Origin of the sequence: Edaphobacter aggregans DSM 19364 (genome assembly GCF_000745965.1) — a bacterium.
In the GTDB taxonomy this organism is placed as follows: domain Bacteria; phylum Acidobacteriota; class Terriglobia; order Terriglobales; family Acidobacteriaceae; genus Edaphobacter; species Edaphobacter aggregans.
The window spans coordinates 1-3,802 of the sequence record NZ_JQKI01000260.1 but is presented as its reverse complement, the minus strand read 5'-3'; the positions used below and the strand labels follow the sequence as shown (position 1 = coordinate 3,802).

Sequence of the window (3,802 nt, the reverse complement as noted above, 5' to 3'; positions counted from 1 at the left end):
TACGAGCGCCTCTCCCAAACACTCGCCGCCTTTCACTACTTCGCCTTCGCGTGCCTCATGCTCAGCAGAATCTTCAAATTGCTCAACTGAAGTCATTAACAGCCTCTAGCGTGAATAGATGCGTGCATCACGGTCGTTCCCTGGAAACGGGGTTTTGAGAAAGTTTCCCAGCAAGTTACCGAAATCGAGACTTTTCAGGCACTTCCCGGAGCTGAGGGCAACTTGCATCAAGCCGGAGCCCTCGGTAGGTCGCTTCGTGGAATGCTTAAGTTTCGCGATTGGGCAAATTCAACTAAGCTGTTTGAGTCCTTTAACTCTGCTTTATGCCAATCGAACCGTCAGTTCATCACAAAACTAAAAGCAATCCAGAAGATGTGATTCACAGCAAGACTCGAATGGCTGAGTTGATCCGGGCTTATGATTGGAGTTCAACCCCGCTTGGACCGGTCGAAGACTGGTCCGAAGCCCTTCTCTTGTCCGCAGATCGGCGTGGCCGTATCGGGAGGTAAAGCTCTTGCGCACTTTTGCACCGCAACAGAGTCGAACGCCGAAGGGGAGTTCGCCCGGCTCCGCGACCACCTGGAGTAAGAGGCCTCAACCGGACAAGGATACCCACGCGATCCCGGACTGGCGATCCGCCACCGACCGCCGATTTGATCGCGATTTCAGCCGGATACCTGTCCATCCGAATTCCCCGGATCTGCCGGCCGGCCAAGCCTTGCAGGCCAAGGCTGCCGACCCGAATGGGATTGCGGAGACTGGAATACCGCCCATCGTTCACCAGGTAGTGAGTTCCTCGGGCCAGGCGCTGGATCCGGCCACGCGAGAGTTCATGGAGTCGCGATTCGGCCATGATTTCAGCCAAGTCCGCGTCCACACAGATGCGCGAGCGGCCGAATCGGCGCGCGCGGTGAGTGCGAACGCGTATACCTCGGGCCAAAACCTGGTCTTCGGGGCCAGAATGTACGAACCGGCCACCGAGCGGGGACGCCGTCTGCTCGCGCATGAATTAACCCACGTTGTGCAGCAACGCCCCGGTGTTGCACGAGGCATCGCCGGGGCGGACGGGCCGGCTGAGCGTGCCGCTCAGGAAGCTTCTCAGGCGGTGGTCTCGGGGCGGCCGGTTGGCCCGCTCGTGGCAGTGGGCACACACGGCGAGGTCCAGCGGGCCCCCGATCCCCTGCAAGCACAGGCGAATACAGTTGCCGTAGACCTGCAGAAAACGATCGACGGAGCTGTCTGGAAGGAGATCCGCAAGCGAGTTTATCCGAAGGAATCGAAGGCCGGGATCGAGCGCGCCAAACGGCGCCACGAGGGGAAGCTCGCCGATCTGAGTGGCCTTGGCAAGCTGAGCACGCTCAACCACTTCGCGGGTGAGGTGAAAAAACTTCAGACGAAGTGGCCCGGCGTATCCTCGGCGGACGCCCGTGTGGCTGAGTTGGGAAAAGCGGCCAGTGCCGAACTTGTGGCGGTGGACGTGCCGGGGTTCCTGGTGGTGGAGAAGGAGGCAATGGAGCCAAAGGGGTACTTCCAAGGGGCATTGTGGCGGTTTGCGATCAGTGAGGCTCTGGTCTCAGGAGCTTCGCTCAGCAACGACGATGCGGCCGAACTGACCAACACTACGCTGCACGAGGGACGGCATGCGGAGCAGCAGTTTCTGTCTGCGCGCTACTCGGCTGGTGTACAGAATAAGACTTCGGCTGAAATCCGTGCCGAACAGCAGATCCCTCAGCAGATCGCCGATCAGGCCGTGGCAAAAAAGTTCGATGCGAAGACTGACGCGACATCGGCGAAACTGGGCCAGCGGATGTATAAGGCCATGGTGACGGAGGGCGCGGCCAATCAGAAGATCGAGTCCGATGACGGGTGGGCGGAGATGGCCACCAAACGCACTGACGCCATAGGTAAGCTGACAGCGCTGAAGGCGACGGCGACCGCGGCTACGATCGCTGACGCCAAGTCGGCCAATAACGTTCTCAAAGCCCAGATTGCCGAGGTGGAGCGGAGATACACTTTGTATCGCAACATCCCGTTCGAAGCGGACGCCCACGAAGTCGGAGATGCGGCGGAACAGGCGTACAAAGGCTGGCCGAAGTGATTGAATTCGTTCGCGACCTTGTCCGGCTGCTTTCCGGGGACGTTGACGTGAACGAAGTTGCCGCGAAGGTCGGACCGATCGGGACCGATCCCGGATGGCCTATACCCATGGAACTGCGGCCGACGGCGCCGGAGGTTCGCGCGGCGAGGCTGGCGCGCTATCCGGATGCGGGGCCGCCCTATGCGCTGACGATTGAGCCTGCGGACGGAATGAAACCCACGGTCGCCGAGCTGAAATCGGCGTTTGGGGATTATCAACAGATGCGTACGAATCGGGGTATGGCGCCCGAACTGATATTCGCGCCCGCCGGAGGGCCGCGATGGCGAGTGGCGGTGATCGCGCGTCTGGATCCGGCGGTGGGTGACTTTGACGCCTCCACAGTGGCCCGCATTGTATTTCGGCGGGACCTGACGAGTTAACCGGACTTTTCAAAAAACCAGGCGTCGCGTGACCTGTAGTAGAACTGCTCACCACAGAAGTGAAATAGTCGACAGGGTTGTGGGAAGTCTTGACTCTCCAAACGGATCGCAGGCCTCGCCAGTCCCACCCTTGCCCTCCGCACCGTCGCTGGGCAAGGTTATCGCTCATTGCGCGAGCTGGTGCTTCCCTTGGGCCAGCTGAGCGTCATTACCGGCGCAAACGCAGTGGCAAGTCCAGCGTGTATCGCTCTCTTCGTCTGCTGGCTGACGTAGCTCAGAACGCCGTAGTCGCCTCGCTCGCTCGCGAAGGGGGCTTGCCGTCTACCTTCTGGGCTGGGCCAGAAACGATCGCTCGGGGCGTGCGGCAAGGAACTTATGCCGTCGAGGGATTAGCAAAGCGGAATGCAGCCAGTCTCAAGCTCGGCTTCGGGAGCGATCCCTACGGATACAGCATCGACTTGGGCTACCCTCCTCCTCCCCCTCCAGCAACGATGTTCGAGCTGGACCCGCGGGTCAAACGGGAGTGCATTTGGCATGGCCCGGTTTACCGAAAGGCGTCCGCCCTGGTGGACCGGAGGAACAATTTCGTTTGGCTCTCGACGACACGGGATGAGGAGCCAATCATGCTGACGCAGCAACTCGCTGACGCCGATAGCATGCGAGCCAGCGTTGCCGACCCGCACCGGGCTCCCGAGATGCTGGCAGTCCGGGAAGCTATTCGCGGATGGCGGTTCTACGATCAGTTTCGAACAGATTCCGATTCGCCGGCGAGGATCACCCAAATCGGCACCTGGACACCAATTCTTCACCACGATGGCAGCAATCTCGCCGCGGCCCTCCAGACCATCATGGAGATTCGCTCGGACGAGGCGTTTGCCTTTTGCGGCCTCTCTCCGCAGCGGAGCTGTCCGATGGAACATTGCGATACCTGCTATGGACTGCAGCCCTTCTCACACCGCATCCACCGGCGCTGATGGTGCTCAACGAGCCAGAGACTAGTTTGCACCCGGATCTGCTGCCCGCGCTCGCCCGATTGATCTTGGCTGCAGCTGGCGCAGACACAAATCATTGTGGTCTCCCATGCTCAAGTTCTGATTGACCGGCGAGCGTTACAGGAAGAAACCCCCATCGTGCAGCAGGCTATTGAGAGGACACAGACAACGAGAACAGTGGCTTCACTCTGCCAAGCTGGGGCGGATTTCATGTCGCTACCAGCATAGCAACCGTTCTCCGCAAAACGGGATTTCGGAAAGTTCCCTTTCGGGGACCGAACTTGCCGATAAGC

Annotated in this window: 4 protein-coding genes; all 4 read left to right on the top strand. The window is 60.0% G+C overall.

The window, feature by feature from the left end; all coding sequences use genetic code 11:
- Positions 1-514: 514 nt before the first annotated feature.
- Positions 515-2,098, top strand: coding sequence for an eCIS core domain-containing protein (locus tag Q363_RS37115; protein WP_051979586.1), 1,584 nt, complete (start codon positions 515-517; stop codon positions 2,096-2,098).
- A gap of 47 nt (positions 2,099-2,145) precedes the next feature.
- Positions 2,146-2,517: a hypothetical protein gene (locus Q363_RS30870; protein ID WP_169747203.1), complete on the top strand. Its 372-nt coding sequence runs from the start codon at positions 2,146-2,148 to the stop codon at positions 2,515-2,517.
- A 239-nt stretch (positions 2,518-2,756) separates the two neighbouring features.
- A complete protein-coding gene (locus Q363_RS30865; protein ID WP_051979585.1) occupies positions 2,757-3,491 on the top strand; it encodes an AAA family ATPase in 735 nt (244 codons plus the stop codon).
- Positions 3,398-3,616, top strand: coding sequence for an AAA family ATPase (locus Q363_RS47260; RefSeq protein ID WP_425387819.1), 219 nt, complete (start codon positions 3,398-3,400; stop codon positions 3,614-3,616). Before Q363_RS30865 ends, Q363_RS47260 begins: the two co-directional genes overlap by 94 nt.
- Positions 3,617-3,802 lie beyond the last annotated feature (186 nt).